Here is a 21844-nt window from a genome sequence, read left to right on the forward strand (position 1 = left end):
CGTGGTTTCGGCCGGCCAAAGCGGCGGAGGCAGGCTGGCGATCATCGCAGGCAGCGGCTTTTTGCCCGTTTATGTCGCCGAGGCCGCCCGCCAGGCCGGCGAAGACCCGGTCGTCATTGCACTGACGAATGAGGCGGATCGCGATTGGTCCAGCTTTGATCACGCCAATCTCGGTGTCGGCAACTTTGCCGGACTTGAAGCGACGTTTCGCCGTTACGGCGTGGATCGTGTCGTCATGTCCGGCGGCGTGGCACGGCGTCCTGCCTGGCGCGAAGTGCATCCGACCTGGCGCGTCATCAAAGAGTTACCCTCGACCGTACGAACGCTCCTTTCTGGCGGTGACAATGCCGTTCTGCAGATGGTCATTCGTCTGATCGAGGCAGGCGGCGTTCGCGTCGTCGGCGCGCATGAAATTGCTCCTGATCTACTAGCGACCACGGGACCTCTAGGCCGGTTTTCGCCCTCGGATGAGGACCTGCGCGATATCGCGCAGGGTGCCAAGGCGGCCGATGCGCTCGGACTGCTGGATATCGGGCAGGGTGCGGTCAGCGTCGGCGGCCGCGTCGTCGCGCTCGAAGGTGCCGAGGGCACCGACAAGATGATCGAGCGTGTTGCCGAACTGCGCGCCGAGGGGCGGATTTCGAGGCGCCGCCGCGGCGTGCTGGTCAAGCTGTGCAAGCCACAGCAGGATGTTCGCGCCGACCTGCCATCGATCGGTGTTTCGACCGTACTCAACGCCAAGAAGGCAGGGCTTGCCGGCGTCGCGGTCGAGGCCGGCAGAGCATTGGTTCTCGAGCGCGAGGCAGTCATTGCAGCTGCGGACGAAGCGGGCATTTTCGTCTGCGGGATTGACCGGGGATTGAGCGCAGGGAGCTTCTTTTGAGCGGCGCGCCTATGAAACTTGCCGTCATAGCAGGAGAGGTTTCCGGCGACCTGCTGGGTGGCGATCTCGTAGCGGCGCTGAAGCGGCAATATGACGGCTACGTGGAATTGATCGGCGTCGGCGGCGAAGCGCTGGAGGCCCAAGGCCTGCGGTCGTTGTTCGACTACTCCGAGCTGTCGATCATGGGCTTCATCCAGGTGATCAAGCGGCTGCCGAAACTGCTGGCCCGCATCCGGCAGACGGCCGAGGCAATAATTGCTGCAAAGCCGGACGTCCTTCTGATTATCGACAGCCCCGACTTCACTCATCGCGTCGCAAAGCGCGTGCGCAAGGCTCTGCCCGATCTGCCGATCATCAATTATGTCTGTCCCAGTGTCTGGGCGTGGAAGGAATATCGCGCGCAGAAGATGCTCGCCTATGTCGATCATGTGCTGGCGGTGCTGCCGTTCGAGCCGGAAGCCATGCAACGGCTGGGCGGCCCGGCGACGACCTATGTCGGCCATCGGTTGACTGTCGATGCCGATCTGCTCGAGACGCGCCGGCTGCGGGCGCTACGCGATACGAATGCAGCAGGCGATGCGAAAACCGTACTGCTTCTGCCCGGTTCGCGGGCCTCGGAAATCCGCCAGCTTCTGCCGGTTTTTGAGCGGGCTACCGAAGAACTTAGTCGGCGAAACGATAAGGTCCGCTACGTGCTGCCGACCGTACCGAAACAGGAAACCCTGGTTCGTTCTCTGCTCGAAAGCTGGAACGTCAGGCCGGAGATTGTTGTCGGTCAGAAAGCAAAATGGAAAGCTTTTGCGGAGGCCGATGCTGCCATGGCTGCATCCGGCACGGTGATCCTGGAGTTGGGGCTTGCCGGCGTTCCCGTCGTTTCGACCTATAAGACGGAGTGGCTTGCCAAGTTCGTGATGTCGCGCATCAAGGTCTGGACAGCCGCCCTGCCGAACCTCATTGCCGACTACGCCGTCCTGCCCGAGCTCATCAATGATGTCTTGCGGCCCGGCCTGCTTGCCCGATATATGGAGCGCCTTTCGACCGATACTCCCGAGCAAGCGGCAATGCTTGCCGGCTACGATCTGGTCTGGCAGCGCATGCAGACGGAGGAGCCGCCTGGCGACAAGGCGGCGGCAATCGTTCTCCAAGTCCTGTCCAACAAAAAAGCCGGTCATTTCTGACCGGCTTTTTTAATGTTATTTCGAGGCTTAACGCTTGGAAACAGGTACGTATTCACGCAGCGGAGCGCCGGTATAGAGCTGGCGCGGACGGCCGATGCGCTGATGCGGATCCTCGATCATTTCGTTCCACTGAGCGATCCAGCCGACGGTGCGGGCGAGAGCGAACAGAACGGTGAACATGGTCGTGGGGAAGCCCAGAGCCTTCAGCGTGATGCCGGAGTAGAAGTCGACGTTCGGATAGAGCTTCTTTTCGATGAAGTACTCATCGGTCAGTGCGATGCGCTCAAGCTCGATTGCGATGTCGAGCAGCGGATCGTCCTTGATGCCGAGTTCGCCGAGAACTTCGTGCGCCGTCTTCTGCATGATCTTGGCGCGCGGGTCGTAGTTCTTGTAAACGCGGTGACCGAAGCCCATCAGACGGAACGGGTCGTTCTTGTCTTTGGCGCGAGCGATATATTCCGGAATGCGATCGACGGAGCCGATTTCGCTCAGCATGTTGAGCGCTGCTTCGTTGGCGCCGCCATGGGCAGGACCCCAAAGGCAGGCGATGCCTGCTGCGATACAGGCGAACGGATTGGCACCCGACGAGCCGGCCAGGCGAACCGTCGAAGTCGATGCATTCTGCTCGTGATCGGCATGCAGGATGAAGATGCGGTCCATGGCGCGCGCCAGCACCGGATTGACCACGTATTCTTCGCAGGGAACGGCAAAGCACATGCGCAGAAAGTTCGATGCGTAGTCGAGATCGTTCTTCGGATAAACGAAGGGCTGGCCGATATGGTACTTGTAAGCCATGGCGGCGAGCGTCGGCATCTTGGCGATCATGCGCAGGCTTGCGACCATGCGCTGGTGCGGATCGGTGATGTCGGTCGAGTCGTGATAGAAGGCCGACAGAGCGCCGACGCAGCCGCACATGACGGCCATCGGATGCGCGTCGCGGCGGAAACCGGTGAAGAAGCGCGACATCTGCTCATGCACCATGGTGTGGTGCACGACCCGATAGTCGAAGTCCTTCTTCTGGGCTGCCGTCGGCAGTTCGCCGTAGAGGAGCAGGTAGCAGACTTCGAGGAAATCGCCGTGTTCCGCCAGCTGGTCGATCGGATAGCCGCGATGCAGCAGAACGCCTTCGTCGCCATCGATATAGGTGATGCTGGACTCGCACGACGCCGTCGAGGTGAAGCCAGGATCGTAGGTGAAAGTGGAGGTGTTCTTATAAAGGGCACCAATATCAATGACACTTGGGCCGATGGTTCCGGTCTTGACCGGCAATTCCACCGTCTTTTCGCCCCAAGTTAGTTTCGCGCTTTGTTCCGTCATGCTGATCCTCCAAGATTTGGCGGGATTGACGCCATAAAAAGCGCCAAAAGGTTAAGCGACTACCGACTAGCTATATGATCCAGAGCCTAATGCCAAGTTATCCCGATGGCGAATTGTGCGTTGCGGTATCAACTTTTGGGCACTGCACTAAGGGCATGAGCCACTCTGCTTTCTGCAACCAGCTCCATTTGGTTGCGATAACGCCGATTTTGGTTGAATTCACCGACTAGTGACGGCAAAAATCGCGCGAAAGCTGTGGTTTTGCGTGGGACGGACGGGGAATGCCTAATTTGGAGGCACCGGAGCAGCAGCAGGATGGTCGGAATCTTGTTCGGCCATCGCCACATCGCCGTGCCATCGCCACAATCGTCTTTCGTACCAAAGAGGAACAACGGGAGCGAACGCAGGACCAGGCTCCCCTGTCGGGGCGGATATACCTGACGCTCACCTATATTCGAGTCGGCATCGGGCGTCTGATCGAAGAAGAGGCGGCCCACGGCCGCGCCATCCTGTTCGCACCGATCTATATGGGGATAGGTGCGATCTTCTGGTTCAAGCTCGCCAGCGATCCGCCGCCGCAGACCGTCTTGGTCGGGTTTCTGCTGCTGGCGGGTGGCTTTCTTTTCGGGCGGGAGGCCGGCCGGCTGGTTCGGCATCTGCTGTTCGCCGGCATGCTGATCAGTCTCGGCATGGCCTTGGCGCAGCTGGAGAGCTGGCGGGCATCGACCGTCATGCTCGACTCGGCGGTGACGACCACAGTGACCGGTCGGGTCGAAAGACGCGAAACCTACGACAACGGTCGATGGAGATACGTCGTCAAAGTCGAGGCGACGGAGAAGCCGTCCATACATAGGCCACCGGAACGCGTGACGATCTTTGTGCGCAGGCAAGCGCAGCCGTTCAATCTTGGCGATCGCATTCAGGGCAGGGCGCGACTGACGCCGCCGGCAGGTCCCGCGCTGCCGCGCCTCAACGATTTCGCATTCAGCTCCTATTTCAACGGTATCGGTGCGAATGGCTTTGCCTACGGCGCCCTGACATTGCTGTCTCCAGGTGGTGATGCGGCGGAAAACTCCCTGCTCGACAGGGCGGATATCTGGCTTGCCGGACTTCGCAACAGCATAGGCGACAGGATCAGGCGGACCTTGCCCGGCGACACGGGCGCATTTGCAGCAGCACTTGTCACCGACGAGAGACGGGCGATTTCGGACGATACGACGGAAGCTCTACGAATAGCCGGGCTTACCCATATCATCGCCATTTCCGGCCTGAACATGGCACTTTCGGCCGGCATTTTCTATATCGGCCTGCGATATCTGTTCAGCCTTTTCCCAGGTCTGGTGCAGGCGTGGCCAACCAAGAAGATCGCTGCGTTCGGCGCGCTGGTCACGGTAACGGCCTATTACCTCATTTCCGGCTTCGGCGTGTCGGCCGAGCGGGCTTTCATCATGATGGCGATCATGCTGGTTGCGGTCCTGCTCGACCGGCCGTCGATCAGTCTCCGCAATGTGGCGCTCTCTGCGATTGTCATTCTCGTTCTCTCGCCGTCGCAGGTGCTCGGCCCGAGCTTCCAGATGTCCTATGCCGCGACGCTGGCGCTGGTATCCGGTTACACGCTCTGGAAGCGGCGAAAGCACCGTGACAACATGCTTTCACGGTCGAGGTTCCTCAGTCCGCTGCTGTTCGTTTCGCGCTTCTTCGGCGGCATATTGTCGACGTCCTTCATCGGCGGCGCGTCGACGGCCATCTTCTCGATCGAGCATTTTCACCGACTGGCGACATATGGCCTCGCCGCCAATCTTGCGGCCATGCCGGTTGTCTCCTTCGTCGTCATGCCATTCGGCATGGCGGCGATGCTGCTCATGCCTTTCGGCCTCGACGGGCCATTCTGGAAAGTCACCGGTGAGGGACTGGAGCTCGTTATCCTGATTGCCAAGACGGTCGCCAGTTGGGGCGGCGATATTACGTTCGGTCGCCAGCCGGCGTGGCTGATGCCGACGTTCATCGCCGGCTTTCTGATCATGAGCGTGCTGCGGACCAGGTTGCGCCATTTGGGATTCGTCTTGCTGCTTACGACAGTGGGCGCGGCGGTATTCGGCTCCGGCATCCAGAGGCCTGATCTGATGATTTCCGAGGATGGTGCCCTGGTCGCTCTGAGGCAAGACGACATATTGGCGACCAATCGCGAAAGACCGCAGGCCTTCATTTTCGAACAATGGCAGAAATCGCTGGTCGCAGCCGAACATCAGCCTCCAACCATTCTTCCTGTCGATAGCCGACTTCCACAGATCAGCAAGAAGGAGCGCCGACGTCGATTAAGCGCAGAGGAGCAGAAGATGGTACGCAAGGCAATGGAAGAGGCGCTCGATCGGACCATGCAGGGGAGCTTCGCCTGCCAGAAGGGCGCTTGGTGCGTTGCGATGCTTGAGAATGGCGCCATTCTGGTCACAATCGAAAACGCAGCCTATCTGCCACCGGCCTGCGATACGGCCAATATCGTAGTAACAGCGATCCGCCTGCGTCTCGACCGCTGCCGTTCGGGCGCGAAACTCTTTACCGGCGCAACATTGCGGCGGAGCGGATCGGTCGAAATGGACCTTAGCGGCGACGGGCCGATCATCTCCACAGCGTTCGAAAATCCGCAACGCCCTTGGACCCGGCATCGAACATATGATTGGCGCACGGGAACATTCGGTGCGCCGATCGGACTGGTATCACCGGTCAGTGATAGCGACGGATAAGCCCTACGAGCTTGCCTTGCACCTTGACGCGATCCGGTCCGAAGATGCGCGTCTCATAGGCTGGATTGGCCGCTTCGAGCGCGATCGACGCCCCCTTGCGGCGGAAGCGCTTCAATGTCGCTTCTTCGTCGTCTACGAGGGCAACGACGATATCGCCCGGGTTGGCAGTCGTCGAATTGCGGATGATGACCGTATCGCCATCGAAAATGCCGGCATCGATCATCGAATCGCCACGTACTTCCAACGCATAGTGATCGCCTGCGCCAAGCATGTCGGCGGGAACGCTTATGTCATGTGTATTGTTCTGGATAGCCGAGATGGGAACACCAGCGGCGATCCGGCCCATGACCGGCACGGATACAGAACTATTGTGATCGTCATTGGCTATTTTCGGCGGAGCGGGCGGGGCAACGGGCTGGGGCTTGCCAAGGCTGCCTTCGATGACGCTCGGCGAAAAGCCGCGCCGCTGCTGCAAACTTGGATTATAGGCTTCCGGCAGCTTGATGACTTCAAGCGCTCTGGCCCGGTTCGGCAGTCGGCGGATGAAGCCGCGCTCTTCGAGCGCTGTGATCAACCGGTGGATTCCGGACTTCGATGCGAGATCCAGTGCGTCCTTCATCTCGTCGAAAGATGGCGGAACACCGGACTCTTTCATGCGTTCGTGAATGAAGAGAAGCAGTTCCTGCTGCTTGCGCGTCAACATCGTCGTGGAACCCCAGAGTCAAGAAAAGATCGTGAAACAAATCCAGAACGGACACTATATGTTCCATATGTGTTCCGCAAGTGCTTAAATTTCGGTAAAGCCTTGTTCGGGCAATTAAATAATTATCGCTGTCGAATGTATCGACTGAAGACATGTGATGGTTATGCCCGAGTTAACCCGCGGATAACTATGGGAAATACGGTCTGGACCGCCTCTTGGACATTGCGGGGTCGGCGGACGCGTCCGGTGTCTGTGCGAGTACGACACTTCGCCGGATACGCCAGACACGAGAGAATCAGCAATCACGTTTCGGAGATCGCATTTCATCCATCCGTTTATCGTGCATCCGTTGCTCCCATCTTGAATTAGACGATGGATGGGCGCAAATCTGCGCCTGCAGAGAAACAGGAGATACCATGATTTCATCGCCGCACCCGCTGGATCATCTCGTGCTGCCGACCATCAACATCGCTCTGGCGCGCGAACGACTTGGCAAACTTGGCTTCACCGTTGCTCCGGATGCGCGCCATCCTTTCGGCACGGAGAACGCCTGTGTTTTCTTTGCCGACAAGACCTATCTCGAACCTTTGGGCGTGGCCTCGCAAGAGCAATGCGAAACGAGCATCGCCGACGGCAATGTCTTTGTCGCACGCGATCAGGCCTATCGCTTCCGCGTGGGGGAAGACGGCTTCTCCGCTTTGGTCTTCGGCACCGATGATGCGGTTGCAGATGACGAGCGTATCAGGGCTGCTGCGATTTCAGCCGGACAGATGCTGGATTTTTCGCGGCCCGTGAAGATGCCGGATGGAACGGAGACCACGGCCGGTTTTCGTCTCGCTTTCGCGGCCGATCTGCGCGCACCGGATCTTCTGGCCTTCTGCTGTCAGCGCATCAATCCCCTGCCGGCCGACCGTGGTGTGCTCGAACGCCATGAAAACGGTGTCGTCGGCATCGCTCGGGTGGCGATGTCGACAACCCGGCCGGCCGCTTTCCGCAGCTTTTTCGAAGATGTTCTCGCCGGCCCCAGGATATCGGAGCATTCCTTCGGTCTGACCATCAGGGCTGCCAATGCCGATCTGGAGCTTCTGACGCCGGAAGGTCTGGAGGCGTTTTACGATTTGCGGGTCGGCGACCACGATCCGGGTTTGCGGGCGCGCGCAATCCTTTTCAAAACGCGCGATCTTTCCGTGACATCGTCGCATTTCGCTGCTAACGGCGTCACATACACGCGTAAGAACAATCGTATTTTGGCGCGGCTGGCGCCCGGACAGGGCGCATTGTTCGCCTTCGAGGAGATAGCATGAGCACGAATTCCGAAGTGATCGTCGGTGAGGGCGCATCCAAAGTCCTGTTTTCCAACACCGCCAAGCTCTCCCTGATCGCCGGTCCGTGCCAGATGGAAAGCCGCGAGCATGCGTTCATGGTAGCTGGCGTCCTGAAAGAACTCTGCGACAAGCTTGGTATCGGCCTCGTCTATAAGTCTTCCTATGACAAGGCGAACCGCACGTCGCTCTCCGGCAAGCGTGGCATCGGTCTCGAAAAATCCATGGAAGTCTTCGCCGATCTGAAAAAAGAGTACGGCTTTCCTGTTTTGACCGACATTCATACAGAAGAACAGTGCGCCGTCGTCGCCAAGACAGTCGATATCCTGCAGATTCCGGCCTTTCTCTCGCGCCAGACCGATCTTCTGGTCGCTGCCGCCAAGACCGGCCGTGTCGTCAACGTCAAGAAGGGGCAGTTCCTGGCACCCTGGGACATGAAGAATGTGCTTGCCAAGCTGAACGACAGCGGCAATCCGAACATTCTTCTGTGCGAGCGCGGCGCCTCTTTCGGCTATAACACGCTCGTCTCCGACATGCGCTCGCTGCCGATCATGGCGGCAATGGGCGCACCGGTCATCTTCGATGCGACCCATTCCGTGCAGCAGCCCGGCGGGCAGGGCGGCTCGACCGGCGGCGATCGTCGATTCGTCGAGACGCTGGCGCGTGCGGCCGTCGCCGTCGGCGTCGCCGGCGTCTTCGTCGAAACCCATGAGGATCCGGACAATGCGCCCTCGGATGGCCCGAACATGGTCTATCTGAAGGATATGCCGCGGCTTCTGGAGAAGCTGCTGGCCTTTGACGCCGTCGCCAAGGCTTGAGAAACACAGGCATTCAACAGGCTGACATGAATTTGCGCTACGCGGCCTGTAAGGGTGCCAAATCAAGGTGTGGATCGACATTGTAATTTCCACGCCTTCGATTAAAACGATTTAAATCGATTTATAAACCAGCGAGCAGGAAGCTATCATGACCGCAATTACCGACATTATCGCCCGCGAGATTCTCGACAGCCGTGGCAATCCGACTGTCGAAGTCGATGTCTACCTCGAAGATGGCAGCATGGGCCGCGCAGCGGTTCCGTCGGGCGCGTCGACCGGCGCACATGAAGCCGTCGAGCTTCGCGATGGCGGCAAGCGCTATCATGGCAAGGGTGTCGAAAAGGCTGTTGAAGCCGTCAACTCCGAAATCTTCGACGCCATCGGCGGCATGGATGCTGAAAACCAGATCCAGCTCGACAACATCATGATCGAACTCGACGGCACGCCGAACAAGTCGCGCCTCGGCGCCAATGCCATCCTCGGCGTCTCGCTCGCCGTTGCCAAGGCCGCTGCCCAGAGCGCCAACCTGCCGCTCTACCGCTATGTCGGCGGCGCTCATGCCCGCCTGCTGCCGGTTCCGATGATGAACATCATCAACGGCGGCGCTCACGCCGACAACCCGATCGACTTCCAGGAATTCATGATCCTGCCGATCGGCGCAGACTCGATCCGTGACGCCGTTCGCATGGGCTCGGAAATCTTCCACGTTCTGAAGAAGGAACTGGCGTCGCAGGGCCACAACACCAACGTCGGCGACGAAGGCGGCTTTGCGCCGGGCCTGTCCAGCGCTCCGGCAGCCCTCGACTTCATCATGAAGTCGATCGAAAAGGCCGGCTACAAGCCGGGCGAAGAAATCGCCCTCGGCCTCGATTGCGCCTCGACCGAGTTCTTCAAGGACGGCAAATACGTTCTCGAAGGCGAAGGCCGTACGCTGGAATCCGGCGCGATGGCAGAATACTTGGCCGAACTCGCCGCCAAGTACCCGATCGTTTCGATCGAAGACGGCATGGCTGAAGACGACTGGGAAGGCTGGAAGACGCTGACCGATCTCATCGGCAAGAAGACGCAGCTCGTCGGCGACGACCTGTTCGTCACCAACTCCGCTCGCTTGCGCGACGGCATCCACATGGGCGTTGCCAATTCCATTCTCGTCAAAGTCAACCAGATCGGCTCGCTGACCGAGACGCTCGATGCTGTCGAAACCGCGCACAAGGCCAACTACACGGCCGTCATGTCGCACCGTTCGGGCGAAACGGAAGACTCCACGATCGCCGACCTCGCCGTTGCCACCAACTGCGGCCAGATCAAGACCGGCTCGCTGTCGCGCTCCGACCGTCTTGCCAAGTACAACCAGCTCATCCGCATCGAAGAGGCACTTGGCCCGCAAGCAAAATATGCCGGCCGCTCCATTCTGCGTGGCTGATGCATGATCCGCTGGATCCCTTGGGATCGGCAGTTGGCACCATCCGTTGAAATCGAACCGCGCTCTTGGGCGCGGTTTTTTGTTGGGCCGCGCAGTTAGAGTCAACGGACGGTTAATCTCTGCCGATTAAATTAGCTCTAGGTGTTTGATTTGATGTGATCTTGTTCGGGCCGCAATGCTTGCGGCATTGGTCCTGACAGGATCGCCTAACGGCAAGAGCGTTTCGAGCGAGTAATGTGGACAAAGTATCATAAGAAGAGAAAGTTCGGCCGTTTTATTCTGCCTGCCATTACGATCGCTTTTGTGAGTTACTTCGGCTATCATTGCGTTCACGGCGATTACGGGCTGAAGGCGACGGAAGTTTTCGAGCAGCGCCGCATCGACCGTAGCAAGGAATTGGCGGATCTGGTCGCCAAGCGTGAGCACCTTGAAAAGGAGGTTGCTCTGCTCAGTGACGGCTCCCTGGACAAGGATATGCTCGATCAGCATGCGCGCTACCAATTGACCTACTCCAAGGCGAATGAAATCGTCATTTTCAACAAATAGCCACAATTAACCGAATTTCGGTTAATTGTATTTTTTGTAGTTATATCAATAGCTTGCAAAGAATATGAGCCATGCAATTATAGCATTGCTGTGGCGAACAATCTTGCCTATGTTAGCTTCACCACAAACGAGGCTACTCACACAGGGGAGGGTTGAATGGCGCCGCGAAAAAACGCGACCGTTTCCAGCCGTAAGACAGCATCAAGACCAGCCAAGGAAACCAATGGCGGTCCGATCGCGGATTTCGATCGTGATGCGGAGCTCAAGGCTTATCGTGAGATGCTCTTGATCCGTCGTTTCGAGGAGAAGGCCGGCCAGCTCTACGGCATGGGCTTTATCGGCGGTTTCTGTCACCTTTACATCGGTCAGGAAGCTGTCGTCGTCGGCATGCAGATGGCGCTGAAGGATGGCGACCAGGTCATCACCGGCTATCGCGACCATGGCCATATGCTCGCAACCGGCATGAGCGCGCGTGGAGTCATGGCTGAGCTCACCGGACGCCAAGGCGGCTATTCCCGAGGGAAGGGCGGCTCCATGCACATGTTCTCCAAGGAAAAGAATTTCTACGGCGGCCACGGCATCGTCGGCGCGCAGGTCTCGCTCGGCACCGGTCTCGGCTTTGCCAACTGGTATCGCGGCAATGACAATGTCAGCGTCGCCTATTTCGGCGATGGCGCTGCCAACCAGGGTCAGGTCTACGAAAGCTTCAACATGGCGCAGTTGTGGAAGCTGCCTGTCATTTTCGTGATCGAAAACAACCGCTACGCCATGGGCACCTCGACCGCCCGCGCAACCGCGCAGGCCGATTTCTCCAAGCGCGGCGCCTCCTTCGGCATTCCGGGCATTCAGGTAGACGGCATGGACGTTCGCGCGGTCAGGGCCGCAGCTGACGAAGCCGTTGCGCATTGCCGCTCCGGCAAGGGCCCGATCATCCTCGAAATGATGACCTATCGTTATCGTGGTCACTCCATGTCCGACCCGGCGAAGTATCGTTCCAAGGACGAAGTGCAGAAGATGCGCTCCGAACATGATCCGATCGAGCAGGTTCGTGCTCGCCTGCTCGAAAAGGGCTGGGCAAGCGAAGACGATCTGAAAGATATCGACAAGGATGTCCGCGAGATCGTTGCCGACAGCGCCGATTTTGCCCAGAACGATCCTGAGCCGGATGCATCCGAGCTCTACACCGACATTCTGCTCTAAATCGGGGAGGGACACTATGCCCATCGATATTCTCATGCCCGCCCTTTCTCCGACGATGGAAGAGGGTACCCTTTCGAAATGGCTCAAGAAGGAAGGCGACAAGGTCGTTTCCGGTGACGTCATTGCCGAAATCGAAACCGACAAGGCCACCATGGAAGTGGAAGCCGTCGACGAAGGCACGATCGGCAAGCTGCTGATCGACGCCGGCACTGAAGGCGTCAAGGTCAACACCAAGATCGCCATCCTCTTGCAGGACGGTGAATCTGCCGACGCAATTTCGTCTGCCAAGGCAGCACCTGCCGCGCAGCCGGTAAAGACCGAAGCCGCCGCCGCTCCGGCGCCTGCAGCAGCACCTGTTCCAGCTCAGCCGAAGGTTGCCGCAGCCGCCGATCCGGAAATTCCGGCCGGCACGGAAATGGTGTCCATGACGGTGCGTGAAGCACTGCGCGACGCGATGGCCGAAGAAATGCGCGCCAACCCGGACGTTTTCGTCATGGGTGAGGAAGTGGCCGAGTATCAGGGCGCCTATAAGGTGACCCAGGGACTGCTGCAGGAATTCGGCGCTCGCCGCGTCATCGACACCCCGATCACCGAGCACGGTTTTGCCGGTATCGGCGTTGGTGCCGCTATGGCCGGCCTTCGCCCGATCGTCGAGTTCATGACGTTCAACTTCGCGATGCAGGCAATCGACCAGATCATCAACTCCGCCGCCAAGACGCTCTATATGTCCGGCGGCCAGATGGGCGCTCCGATCGTCTTCCGCGGCCCGAACGGCGCAGCAGCCCGCGTCGGCGCTCAGCACAGCCAGGACTATGCGGCCTGGTACAGCCAAATTCCGGGCCTGAAGGTCGTCATGCCGTACACGGCAGCCGACGCCAAGGGCCTGCTCAAGGCTGCCATCCGCGATCCGAACCCGGTCATCTTCCTCGAGAACGAAATTCTCTACGGTCAGCACTTCGACGTACCGAAGCTGGATAACTTCGTTCTGCCGATCGGCAAGGCCCGCATCCACCGTCCGGGCAAGGACGTAACCGTCGTCTCCTTCGGCATCGGCATGACCTATGCCACGAAGGCCGTCGCCGAGCTGGAGGCTCAGGGCATCGATGCCGAACTCATCGACCTGCGCACCATCCGCCCGATGGATCTTCCGACGGTCATCGAGTCGGTCAAGAAAACCGGCCGCCTCGTCACCGTCGAGGAAGGCTATCCGCAGTCTTCCGTCGGCACGGAAATCGCCACGCGCGTCATGCAGCAGGCCTTCGACTATCTCGATGCGCCGATCCTGACGATCGCCGGCAAGGACGTACCCATGCCATATGCCGCCAACCTCGAAAAGCTGGCGCTCCCGAGCGTCGCTGAAGTGGTCGATGCGGTGAAGGCCGTTTGCTACAAGTAAGGGGAGGGCTCATCGATGCCTATCAACATCACTATGCCTGCCCTCTCGCCGACCATGGAGGAGGGCAACCTCGCCAAGTGGCTGGTCAAGGAAGGCGACAAGATCAAGTCCGGCGATGTCATCGCCGAGATCGAGACTGACAAGGCAACGATGGAAGTCGAGGCTGTCGATGAGGGCACGGTCGCCAAGATCGTCGTTCCCGCCGGCACCGAAGGCGTGAAGGTCAATGCCCTGATCGCCGTGCTCGCCGCCGATGGTGAAGATGTCGCTGCTGCAGCTTCCGGCGCTGCTCCGGCTGCAAAGGAAGCTCCGAAGGCGGAAGCAGCGCCTGCGGCCGCTCCCGCTGCAGCACCTGCTCCGGCAAGCGTTTCAGCTCCTGCCGCACCTGCCCCGGCCCCGGTGGCATCGGCTCCGGCTGCAATCGACGGTCATCGCACTTTCGCGTCTCCGCTCGCCCGCCGCCTTGCCAAGGAAGCCGGCATCGATGTGGCGGCGGTTTCCGGCACAGGTCCGCATGGCCGTGTTATCAAGAAGGACGTGGAAGCTGCTGTATCCGGCGGCACCGCCAAGGCTGCGCCTGCAGCAGCACCGGCTGCTCAGCCGGCCGCCGCTGCTGCTCCGGCCGCACCGAAGGGCATGTCCGACGATGCCGTCCTCAAGCTGTTCGAGCAGGGTTCCTACGAGCTCGTGCCGCATGACGGCATGCGCAAGACGATCGCCAAGCGCCTGCAGGAATCCAAGCAGACGATCCCACACTTCTATGTCTCGGTCGATTGCGAACTCGACGCGCTGCTGGCGCTCCGCACGCAGCTCAACGATTCCGCTCCGAAGTCGAAGGATGGCGTTCCGGCCTACAAGCTCTCGGTCAACGACATGGTCATCAAGGCCCTGGCGCTTGCGCTGCGCGACGTTCCGGATGCCAACGTCTCCTGGACCGACAGCGCCATGGTCAAGCACAAGCATGCCGATGTCGGCGTTGCCGTTTCCATTCCGGGCGGCCTGATCACGCCGATCATCCGCAGCGCCGAGCAGAAGACGCTCTCCACCATCTCCAACGAGATGAAGGACTACGGCAAGCGCGCCAAGGAGCGCAAGCTGAAGCCCGAGGAGTATCAGGGCGGCACCACGGCCGTGTCAAACATGGGCATGATGGGCGTCAAGAACTTCGCCGCCGTCGTCAACCCGCCGCATGCGACCATCCTGGCCGTCGGCGCGGGTGAACAGCGCGTCATCGTCAAGAAAGGCGAAATGGCGATTGCCACCGTGATGACCGTCACGCTATCGACCGACCATCGCGCCGTCGACGGTGCGCTCGGCGCCGAGCTCCTGGCAGCCTTCAAGGGCTACATCGAAAATCCGATGGGGATGCTCGTCTGAGCCTTGGCAATACGGAGGGCATGAATGACCAAGACTGTTCTGTGTTACGGCGACTCGCTGACATGGGGCTACAGTGCCGAGACGGTCGGCCGTCATGCCTATGAAGATCGGTGGCCGAGCGTGCTGCAAAAGGCGCTCGGCAACCAGGTACGCGTGATCCCGGAAGGGTTGAACGGCCGCACCACGGCGTTCGATGATCATCTCGCCGATTGCGACCGCAACGGCGCGAGGATCCTGCCGACGATCCTGCAGTCTCACAATCCGCTCGATCTCGTGGTCATTCTGCTCGGCACCAACGACATGAAGCCGGTCGTCGCCGGCTCGGCCTTCGCTGCTCTGCAGGGCATCAGCCGCTTGGTCCAGCTCGTGCGCAATCACGCCTGGGGGTTCGACTACGAGGTGCCCGATATCCTCATCGTCGCCCCGCCGGCAATCACCGAGACCGCCAACGCCGCATTTGCGGCCAGCTATCTCGGCGCAGTCAAGGAATCGAGCAAGCTGCCGACGCTCTATAGCGATCTGGCCGACGAATTGGGCTGCGGCTTCTTCGATGCCAATACGGTCGCCGTCACCACGCCGCTCGACGGCGTCCATCTCGATGCGGAAAATACCCGGGCGCTCGGTCGCGGCCTTGAGCCGATCGTGCGGATGATGCTCGGTCTCTGACACAGTCAAGGCGCCGGCTTCGATCCGCCGCCACCAATAAGGCAGGAAACACATGGCTGAGAATTACGACGTCATTATCATCGGCTCCGGTCCGGGCGGTTATGTTGCCGCCGTGCGCGCCGCCCAGCTTGGCCTGAAGACGGCGATCGTCGAGCGCGAGCACCTGGGCGGCATCTGCCTCAACTGGGGCTGCATACCCACAAAGGCGCTGCTTCGTTCTGCTGAAATCCTCGATCATTCCAACCATCTGAAGGATTACGGTCTCGTTCTCGAAGGCAAGGTCAGCGCGGATGTGAAGGCGGTCGTTGCCCGCTCGCGCGGCGTTTCCGCCCGTTTGAACACCGGCGTCGGCTTCCTCATGAAGAAGAACAAGGTCGATGTGATCTGGGGCGAGGCCAAGATCACCAAGCCCGGCGAGATCCTCGTCAGCAAGTCGACCAAGCCGGTCGTCGAGCCGCAGCATCCGGTGCCGAAGAACGTCAAGGGCGAGGGCACTTATACCGCCAAACACATCATTGTCGCCACTGGCGCCCGTCCGCGCGCGCTGCCCGGCATCGAGCCGGATGGCAAGCTGATCTGGACCTACTTCGAAGCGCTGAAGCCGGACTTCCTGCCGAAGTCGCTGCTCGTCATGGGCTCGGGCGCGATCGGCATCGAATTCGCAAGCTTCTATCGCTCGATGGGCGTCGATGTCACCGTCGTCGAAGTCATGCCGACGATCATGCCGGTGGAGGATGCCGAAATCTCCGGTATCGCCCGCAAGCAACTGGAAAAGCGCGGTCTGAAGATCTTCACCAAGGCGAAGGTCACGAAGGTCGACAAGGCTGCCAACAGCATCACCGCCCATGTCGAAACCGAAGACGGCAAGGTACAGCAGATCGTCGCCGACCGCATGATCTCGGCCGTCGGCGTGCAGGGCAACATCGAGAACCTCGGCCTCGAGGCGCTTGGCGTCAAGACCGACCGCGGCTGCGTGGTTATCGATGGTTACGGCAAGACCAATGTGCCGGGCATCTACGCGATCGGCGACGTTGCCGGTCCGCCGATGCTGGCGCACAAGGCCGAGCACGAAGGTGTCGTCTGCATCGAGAAGATTGCCGGCCTGCCGAATGTTCACCCGACGGACAAGAGCAAGGTTCCGGGCTGCACCTATTGCCACCCACAGGTTGCCTCTGTCGGCCTGACGGAAGCGAGGGCCAAGGAACTCGGCCGCGATATCCGCGTCGGCCGCTTCTCCTTCGTTGCCAACGGCAAGGCGATCGCGCTCGGCGAGGATCAGGGCCTTTGCAAGGTCATCTTCGACAAGAAGACCGGCGAATTGCTGGGCGCACATATGGTTGGCGCAGAAGTCACCGAACTCATTCAGGGCTTCGTTGTCGCCATGAACCTGGAGACAACGGAAGAAGAGCTGATGCACACGATCTTCCCGCATCCGACCGTTTCGGAAACGATGAAGGAAGCCGTGCTGGACGCCTACGGTCGCGTGCTGAACGCTTGATAATTTCCTGCCATGCCCTTTATCCGAAGGGTGGAAAACAGGAAGGGAAATCAACATGTCTATGGCTGCGCAAGGTTGGGTCGTCTTTCTTCTCATCGGTCTGGTGGCGGGTTTTCTCGCAAGCCTGATCGTCGGTGGTGGCGGCCTTATCAGTTGCCTGGTGAGCGGCGTGATCGGCGCTTTCGTGGGCGGTTTCCTGTTCCACTATTTCGGGATTTCGCTCGGCATTGAAAATGCGCTTGTCGTGGAGATCATCCATGCCACCGTCGGCGCGATCGTCGTGGTGCTGCTGGCGAGATTGATCGTCTAGCGCATTATCGGTAAGAGGCAACGCGGCGTTCCAAGGGATCATCCTGAGGGCGCTTGAAACGAGGGTTTGATGGAAAGCGTGGGTTGGCTGGGTCTGATCATCATCGGCGGTCTTGCGGGCTGGCTCGCAGGCAAGCTGATGGATGCGCGCCATGGCATCATCCTCAACATCGTCCTCGGTATTGCCGGATCGGTCGTCGCAGCAGGGCTTTTGGTGGCGCTACATGTCGGCGTACCTGGCGGCCGGCTCGGCTTTTTCATCACCGGTTTCATCGGTGCATGCATTCTGATATTCCTCGCCAAAGTCGCACGGCGATGAAGGGCCGCATCTGAGCGGCGGAAAGTAGACGTTTCATGGTCACCATTCTCGACACGATCAACCCGGAAGCCAAGCGCGTTCGACACCCGGAGAAGGCGCATCGGCCGGACACCGAAGTCTTGCGCAAGCCGGACTGGATCCGCGTGAAGGCGCCGACGTCGAAGGGCTATGCCGAGACGCGCTCGATCGTGAAGGAGCACAAGCTCGTCACGGTTTGCGAAGAGGCTGGCTGCCCGAACATCGGCGAGTGCTGGGACAAGAAGCACGCCACCTTCATGATCATGGGCGAGATCTGTACGCGTGCTTGCGCCTTCTGCAACGTCGCGACGGGCAAGCCGAACGCGCTCGATATGGCGGAGCCGGAAAATGTCGCCAAGGCCGTCAAGGAGATGGGCCTCAGCCACGTCGTCATCACCTCGGTCGACCGTGATGATCTGGAAGACGGTGGCGCCGAGCACTTTGAGGAGGTGATCTGGGCGATCCGTGCCGCTTCGCCGGCAACCACGATCGAGATCCTGACGCCTGACTTCCTGAAGAAGCCGGGTGCATTGGAGCGCGTCGTCGCCGCCAAGCCCGACGTCTTCAATCACAATATGGAAACCGTGCCGGGCAATTACCTGACGGTTCGTCCCGGTGCGCGCTATTTCCACTCCGTTCGCCTGCTGCAGCGGGTCAAGGAACTGGACCCCACAATGTTCACCAAGTCGGGCATCATGGTGGGCCTCGGCGAAGAACGCAACGAAGTGCTGCAGCTGATGGACGACCTGCGCACAGCCGACGTCGACTTCCTGACCATCGGCCAGTATCTGCAGCCGACGCGCAAGCATCACCAGGTGATGAGCTTCGTCACGCCGGAAGAGTTCAAGTCCTACGAGACCGTGGCTTACACCAAGGGCTTCCTCATGGTGTCTTCGAGCCCGCTGACGCGCTCCTCGCATCATGCCGGCGACGATTTCGAACGCCTGCGGGCTGCTCGCGCCAAGAAGCTGCTGCTGGCAGCAGAGTAAGCCGAAAACCATCCAGCTTTATCTTTTGAAGGAACCGCGGCGATTGTGCCGCGGTTTTTGTTCGCGCCGTCATATGTTCGTCATGTGGGCGGCTTAGGGAACACGCCGCCGTTTGTGACCGGTGTCGGCGCTTTAGGTGAGACTATGGAGCTGGACCGTGGAGCAGATCGTCGCGCCGCAGGCGCTTTCCCATGCCGTTGATATAGATCAGGCCGCACGCATCCTCCAAAGGGCGGAACGTATCCTTGTTATCGGTTGTTCCGGCGGCGGCAAGTCGACCCTGTCGCAGAAGATCGCCGCCCGCTTCGACCTTGCCTATGTCTCGATCGATCGCGATGTCCTCTGGTTGCCGGGCTGGGTTCAGCGCGACAGCGAGGAGCAGCGCGACATCATCGTCGCCAAGGTGCAAGGCGAGCGGTGGATCATGGATGGCACGAACCCTTCGACATTCGATGTGCGCCTGCCGCGCACCGATTTCGTCATCTGGGTGCGGATGTCACGTCTGGTATGCATTTGGGGCGCGGTCTCCCGCTGGATCAAATGGATGGGCCGCACGCGTCCGGAAATGGCACCCGGCTGCATCGAGAAGGTCGATTGGGAATTCCTGCGCTTCATCTGGACGTTCGAGGAGAAATTCACGCCACGCGTTCTTGCCGGACTTGCGCAGCACGGCCCGGATGTCCCTGTTTTGCAGCTGAAATCCCGCGGCGAAATGCGTCAGCTTCTTGATCTTCTCGGCCGTCCTGCTTAATTGCGGCTCATGCCTCACTTCGAAACTCATCGCCCCGTTCCGCATTCACCCGATCAGATGTTTGACCTCGTCGCCGACGTGGAGCGTTATCCGGAGTTCCTGCCGCTCTGCGAAGCGCTCGTTGTCCGTAGCCGCAAGGAGCGCGACGGCAAGATCCTGCTGATTGCCGATATGACTGTCGGCTACAAGGCGATCCGCGAGACTTTCACGACGCAGGTACTGCTGAACAAGGCGGAACGCGCCATCGACGTGAAATATATCGACGGCCCCTTCAAATATCTCGACAATCGCTGGCGCTTCACGTCGTCGGAGAATGGCGGCAGCGTGATTGATTTCTTCATCGACTATGAGTTCAAGAGCCGCATTCTCGGCGCCCTGATGGGTTCGATGTTCGACCGAGCCTTCCGCATGTTCACGGATGCCTTCGAGACGCGCGCGAGCAAGATATATGCCTGATGCCGCGCCCGGTCACTGATCGAACGTAGCAAGCATCTCCAGCGCCGTCTTCAAGGTGGCGAGCCGAACCTGATCGCGGCCGATATCACCATAGCGCATTTCATGATGGATGAGCGCGCCGCTGCGCGCCTTGGCGACGAGATGAACGAGGCCGACAGGCTTTTCCGCCGAGCCGCCGCCGGGACCGGCAACGCCGGTGACGGCAACCGCAAAATCGGCCCTAGAGCGGAAGAGGGCGCCATGTACCATCTGCAGCGCCGTTTCCTTCGAAACCGCGCCGAATTGCGCCAGCGTCTGCTCCTGAACGCCGAGCATCTCCATCTTGGCGGTATTGGTGTAGGTTACAAAACCGCGATCGACGACGGCGGACGAGCCGGGAATTTCCGTCAGTGCGCCGGCGATCAGCCCGCCTGTGCAGGATTCAGCCGTCGCGACCATCCAACCCCTAGCGGTGAAGTCGGTGACGATCTTCTGAGCGAGCTCGATAATCTCATCGGGAAAATGCATTATGCCTTGCCTCCGCGGTAGACGACGGTCGCCGTCGCGATGGCGGCTATACCCTCGCGCCGACCGATGAAGCCGATTTTCTCGTTGGTCGTCGCCTTGACCGAGCAGCGATCGATGCTGATGCCCAGAAACTCGGAAAGCTTGCCCCGCATGACATCGCGGTGCGGACCGACCTTCGGCGCTTCGGCAATCAGCGAGACGTCCGCATTCATGATGGTGCCGCCGCGCTCGCGCACGATCTTTGCCGCATGCTCGATGAAGATGTGGGATGGTGCGCCCTTCCATTGCGGATCAGACGGCGGAAAATGGTCGCCGATATCGCCGGCGCCGCATGTGGCAAGCAGGGCATCCGTGAGGGCATGCAGGGCCACATCGGCGTCCGAATGCCCCTTCAGCCGCTGGTCGTGCGGAATGAAAACGCCGCAGAGCGTTACGCCATCGCCTGGCTCCAGCTGGTGCACGTCATAGCCATTGCCGGTGCGCACGTCCGGCAACAGACCGGCGGTCAGCTTTTCATCGGCCATGGCAATATCCCTCTTGATCGTCAGTTTCACATTATCGGCACTGCCGGTCACCAATGTCACCGGCAGGTTACACCATTCCGCGATCGCTGCATCGTCGGTGAAATCGCTTTTGCCCTCGGCCGCCGCCTTCTCATGCGCAGCAAGAATATCGGCAAAGCGGAAGGATTGCGGCGTCTGCGCGGCGTGAAGCCCGGTGCGGGGAACCGTCTCGACCACCAGCCCGCTTGCGTCGCCGCGCTTCAGCGTGTCGGTGACTGGCATAGCGGGCAGTACGGCCGGCGCGCCCGCCGCAAGGGCTGCAGTAACGCGATCCAGCAGAGCATGGTCGAAGAAGGGGCGTACCGCGTCATGGATCATGACATGCGTTACGCCGCTGTCCTTCAGTTGCCTTAGCCCGGCAAGCACGGATTGCTGGCGGGTCGCGCCGCCGAAGGCGATCTCGACCTCGGGCAAGCCGTCAACCTGCTCCAGCGCCGAGCGAAGCAGCCTTTCATCGTCGCGATGGATGACGACGACGATCTTCGACGTCTGCGGCCATGTCACGAATCTTTCAAGCGTATGCGCAATAACCGCTCTGCCGCCGATCGGGCGATATTGCTTGGGACCTTCCTCGGGAGAGCCCGCCCGTTCGCCGCGCCCGGCGGCAACGATCACGATTCCTACCGACAGCGGTTGCGTTGAATGCATTTGCGTCATAAACCCCCGAAAGATGAAAGGCTCGGTCTCCGGCATGGCTTTGAAAAGCGTAAAGCTTTCCTTTGAACAAGCACATGCTAAATAGATCGCCAAAACGGGATCTTGCTCCTGCAGGGTCTATCGCCTCAATCAAGAACTTTCCAGCATTCGCCCGAAAAATATCGCGGCTCTTCGAAACCCCTTGGCAAACTTTTAAAGCGTGTCTAA

At 59.9% G+C, this 21844-nt stretch carries 21 protein-coding genes; 17 read left to right on the forward strand and 4 right to left on the reverse strand.

Going from position 1 to position 21844, the window contains the following annotated elements; all coding sequences use genetic code 11:
• The first annotated feature begins 1 nt into the window (after nucleotide 1).
• Both RHSP_RS15440 and lpxB read left to right on the forward strand, forming a co-directional pair.
• A complete protein-coding gene (locus RHSP_RS15440; protein WP_004118780.1) occupies nucleotides 2–883 on the forward strand; it encodes an LpxI family protein in 882 nt (293 codons plus the stop codon).
• Complete coding sequence (gene lpxB / locus RHSP_RS15445) at nucleotides 880–2061, forward strand: lipid-A-disaccharide synthase (protein ID WP_037152206.1); 1182 nt, start codon at nucleotides 880–882, stop codon at nucleotides 2059–2061. The genes RHSP_RS15440 and lpxB overlap by 4 nt, the downstream gene beginning before the upstream one ends.
• Before the next feature lie 27 nt (nucleotides 2062–2088).
• On the opposite strand, the gene gltA is transcribed toward lpxB, so the two are convergent.
• Nucleotides 2089–3378 carry a citrate synthase gene (gltA, locus tag RHSP_RS15450; protein ID WP_037152209.1) on the reverse strand — a complete coding sequence of 430 codons (1290 nt, stop codon included), beginning with the start codon at nucleotides 3376–3378 and terminating at the stop codon, nucleotides 2089–2091.
• A 281-nt stretch (nucleotides 3379–3659) separates the two neighbouring features.
• Here gltA and RHSP_RS15455 point away from each other — a divergent pair, with 281 nt between their 5' ends.
• Entirely contained in the window at nucleotides 3660–6119 is a 2460-nt protein-coding gene (locus tag RHSP_RS15455; protein ID WP_037152213.1) for a ComEC/Rec2 family competence protein, read from the forward strand.
• On the opposite strand, the gene lexA is transcribed toward RHSP_RS15455, so the two are convergent.
• The gene (lexA, locus tag RHSP_RS15460; protein ID WP_037152216.1) at nucleotides 6100–6822 is read right to left on the reverse strand and encodes a transcriptional repressor LexA; all 723 of its coding nucleotides are present in this window, start codon (nucleotides 6820–6822) and stop codon (nucleotides 6100–6102) included. The two genes, RHSP_RS15455 and lexA, sit on opposite strands and share 20 nt — an antisense overlap.
• A gap of 416 nt (nucleotides 6823–7238) precedes the next feature.
• Between lexA and RHSP_RS15465 the strand changes: the two genes are divergently transcribed.
• From RHSP_RS15465 to RHSP_RS15530, 14 genes are all read left to right on the forward strand, one after another.
• Entirely contained in the window at nucleotides 7239–8126 is an 888-nt protein-coding gene (locus RHSP_RS15465; RefSeq protein WP_037152219.1) for a VOC family protein, read from the forward strand.
• Nucleotides 8123–8962 (forward strand): 3-deoxy-8-phosphooctulonate synthase, encoded by an 840-nt coding sequence (kdsA, locus tag RHSP_RS15470; protein ID WP_037152222.1) that lies wholly within the window; start codon nucleotides 8123–8125, stop codon nucleotides 8960–8962. Before RHSP_RS15465 ends, kdsA begins: the two co-directional genes overlap by 4 nt.
• A gap of 148 nt (nucleotides 8963–9110) precedes the next feature.
• Nucleotides 9111–10385 (forward strand): phosphopyruvate hydratase, encoded by a 1275-nt coding sequence (eno, locus tag RHSP_RS15475; protein WP_037152227.1) that lies wholly within the window; start codon nucleotides 9111–9113, stop codon nucleotides 10383–10385.
• Nucleotides 10386–10619: 234 nt separating this feature from the next.
• Entirely contained in the window at nucleotides 10620–10931 is a 312-nt protein-coding gene (locus tag RHSP_RS15480; protein WP_004118800.1) for an FtsB family cell division protein, read from the forward strand.
• Nucleotides 10932–11087: 156 nt separating this feature from the next.
• A complete protein-coding gene (gene pdhA, locus RHSP_RS15485) occupies nucleotides 11088–12131 on the forward strand; it encodes a pyruvate dehydrogenase (acetyl-transferring) E1 component subunit alpha (RefSeq protein WP_004118802.1) in 1044 nt (347 codons plus the stop codon).
• A gap of 16 nt (nucleotides 12132–12147) precedes the next feature.
• Nucleotides 12148–13527, forward strand: coding sequence for a pyruvate dehydrogenase complex E1 component subunit beta (locus tag RHSP_RS15490; RefSeq protein WP_004118804.1), 1380 nt, complete (start codon nucleotides 12148–12150; stop codon nucleotides 13525–13527).
• 15 nt (nucleotides 13528–13542) lie between these two features.
• On the forward strand, nucleotides 13543–14904 hold the full coding sequence (locus RHSP_RS15495) for a pyruvate dehydrogenase complex dihydrolipoamide acetyltransferase (protein ID WP_037152231.1): 1362 nt from the start codon (nucleotides 13543–13545) through the stop codon (nucleotides 14902–14904).
• A gap of 24 nt (nucleotides 14905–14928) precedes the next feature.
• Complete coding sequence (locus tag RHSP_RS15500) at nucleotides 14929–15570, forward strand: SGNH/GDSL hydrolase family protein (protein WP_004118806.1); 642 nt, start codon at nucleotides 14929–14931, stop codon at nucleotides 15568–15570.
• A gap of 52 nt (nucleotides 15571–15622) precedes the next feature.
• The gene (lpdA, locus tag RHSP_RS15505) at nucleotides 15623–17068 is read left to right on the forward strand and encodes a dihydrolipoyl dehydrogenase (RefSeq protein ID WP_004118807.1); all 1446 of its coding nucleotides are present in this window, start codon (nucleotides 15623–15625) and stop codon (nucleotides 17066–17068) included.
• A 55-nt stretch (nucleotides 17069–17123) separates the two neighbouring features.
• Nucleotides 17124–17378: a GlsB/YeaQ/YmgE family stress response membrane protein gene (locus RHSP_RS15510; protein WP_037152234.1), complete on the forward strand. Its 255-nt coding sequence runs from the start codon at nucleotides 17124–17126 to the stop codon at nucleotides 17376–17378.
• 69 nt (nucleotides 17379–17447) lie between these two features.
• Nucleotides 17448–17696 carry a GlsB/YeaQ/YmgE family stress response membrane protein gene (locus tag RHSP_RS15515; RefSeq protein ID WP_037152238.1) on the forward strand — a complete coding sequence of 83 codons (249 nt, stop codon included), beginning with the start codon at nucleotides 17448–17450 and terminating at the stop codon, nucleotides 17694–17696.
• A 35-nt stretch (nucleotides 17697–17731) separates the two neighbouring features.
• Complete coding sequence (gene lipA, locus RHSP_RS15520) at nucleotides 17732–18703, forward strand: lipoyl synthase (RefSeq protein WP_037152241.1); 972 nt, start codon at nucleotides 17732–17734, stop codon at nucleotides 18701–18703.
• A gap of 157 nt (nucleotides 18704–18860) precedes the next feature.
• Nucleotides 18861–19454 carry a P-loop NTPase family protein gene (locus RHSP_RS15525; protein WP_004118816.1) on the forward strand — a complete coding sequence of 198 codons (594 nt, stop codon included), beginning with the start codon at nucleotides 18861–18863 and terminating at the stop codon, nucleotides 19452–19454.
• 9 nt (nucleotides 19455–19463) lie between these two features.
• Nucleotides 19464–19910: a type II toxin-antitoxin system RatA family toxin gene (locus RHSP_RS15530; protein ID WP_037152244.1), complete on the forward strand. Its 447-nt coding sequence runs from the start codon at nucleotides 19464–19466 to the stop codon at nucleotides 19908–19910.
• A gap of 12 nt (nucleotides 19911–19922) precedes the next feature.
• Here the strand turns inward: RHSP_RS15530 and RHSP_RS15535 are convergent, their stop codons facing one another.
• Together RHSP_RS15535 and RHSP_RS15540 are read right to left on the reverse strand one after the other, a co-directional pair.
• Nucleotides 19923–20417, reverse strand: coding sequence for a CinA family protein (locus RHSP_RS15535; RefSeq protein WP_004118820.1), 495 nt, complete (start codon nucleotides 20415–20417; stop codon nucleotides 19923–19925).
• Nucleotides 20417–21637 carry a bifunctional 2-C-methyl-D-erythritol 4-phosphate cytidylyltransferase/2-C-methyl-D-erythritol 2,4-cyclodiphosphate synthase gene (locus RHSP_RS15540; RefSeq protein WP_037152348.1) on the reverse strand — a complete coding sequence of 407 codons (1221 nt, stop codon included), beginning with the start codon at nucleotides 21635–21637 and terminating at the stop codon, nucleotides 20417–20419. Before RHSP_RS15540 ends, RHSP_RS15535 begins: the two co-directional genes overlap by 1 nt.
• Nucleotides 21638–21844: the final 207 nt, after the last annotated feature.

Origin of the sequence: Rhizobium freirei PRF 81 (assembly GCF_000359745.1) — a bacterium.
Lineage (GTDB): Bacteria > Pseudomonadota > Alphaproteobacteria > Rhizobiales > Rhizobiaceae > Rhizobium > Rhizobium freirei.